Source organism: Cyanobacteriota bacterium (genome assembly GCA_025054735.1).
Classification (GTDB): Bacteria; Cyanobacteriota; Cyanobacteriia; order SKYG9; family SKYG9; genus SKYG9.
The window spans coordinates 1-1,411 of sequence record JANWZG010000637.1 but is presented as its reverse complement, the minus strand read 5'-3'; the positions used below and the strand labels follow the sequence as shown (position 1 = coordinate 1,411).

Sequence of the window (1,411 nt, the reverse complement as noted above, 5' to 3'; positions counted from 1 at the left end):
AGGGAGCAGCGGCTGACCCCTGTATCCAGAGCACCACATCTACTGGACACGGGTCGGTGAACAAGCGGTTTAGGTTTACCCCTTGTGCAGTGTTACGTTGATCGCCCCGCCAGAAGGGAGCTAGTACCTTACCCGCTAACAACTGCTCAGCCTCGGTTACAAACTGCAACCAGCCATCAATCATCTCTTGTGTCACGCGCACCCCAGGAACCACTCCTGTTTGCCGAGGATTCGGTAGCCATTCGGAATCATTGTCAGTTTCTTTGCTAATCGCCTGCCAAGACTGACGACTCAGGGACAGAGTTGCCTGCAAATGGTTCAGGGCAGAACCAAGGCGCGCTGGTTCCACTACAGGAAACTGCAACAGATGCACAAACGCCACCAAATCAGAGAAATTGAAGTCAGAGGTAAACTCAAAGGGGCCACCGCGTTGCTGGAGAAACGGGTAGGGAGATTCTGGCTTAGCAAAGAATAAATGAGCAGTAGCATCAAACAGCTTGCGTCCATCATGGGCAAGCACAATCTCAGCAATCGCCGATAACAAATGGCAATAGCCCCGCAGCCATAGTACGTCTCCGTAATCAAAGCTGATTTGAAAGGCGCGGGCATCAGCGTCTGAAACTCGCGATCGGGTAATGACTTCAAACAGTCGCCGGAACGATTCATTGTCAGTCACACGCCCATCATTGTTGATATCTAGGCGAAAGGCTCCTAGCCGCAGAGGGAGCTTAACCGTTGAGTCTACGATCGGCTCCAAGGTTGCTTGCACAGCGGTTAGGTCTGTCAGCCATGTTTGGAGAATCTCACCAACAGCCTGGTAGGACAGGGTTTCTGGACGATTGTTGTTGGGAATTGGTAGACGCAGAATCGGGAAAATCTCAGTCAACCAGTTATGGCGCAGCCCATAGCGATAGAGGGACTGGCTGAGGCGTTCTACCCCGGCCATTAGCTGCATCATCCCTAGACCAAAGCGGGCTTGGTCATCAGTAGGTGTTTGCTTCAGCCGCTCTCGCAGCATAGCTTCCCCCTGGGCAAACTGAGCCGAGTAAAAGTAGGGTTCGATTGACAGGGCTGTCACTGGTTTGGGGGGAGTTTGGCTCCAGACGAGTTGTCCCTGCCTGCCCCAAGACACGAGCAGTAGTACTGCCAACGCCAGAGCTACCAAAAATCCAGTCAGCGATCGTCGCCGCCACCAGTGAGCCATAGAATTCTCAATTGAGTTTTAAGGGTTTTGGGTAAATCCCTAGACCAACACAGTCGCTGTGTCTGTTTGGGAAGTATCGACAGCACCAGAATAAATCAACCCGCGCTGCATATCCAGCGTTAGGATAGCACCATCGCGAATAGACTTTGTAGCATCTTTCACTCCGATAATTACAGGCACCCCCAAGCGCAGGCCAATAACCGCCGC

2 protein-coding genes are annotated in these 1,411 nt (G+C 52.5%); both read right to left on the bottom strand.

Annotated features, from left to right (window positions below):
- Positions 1-1,204 (bottom strand): hypothetical protein (locus tag NZ772_18955; protein ID MCS6815638.1); only part of this gene is annotated, 1,204 nt, incomplete at its 3' end.
- 39 nt (positions 1,205-1,243) lie between these two features.
- Positions 1,244-1,411 (bottom strand): PEP-utilizing enzyme (locus NZ772_18950; GenBank protein ID MCS6815637.1); only part of this gene is annotated, 168 nt, incomplete at its 5' end.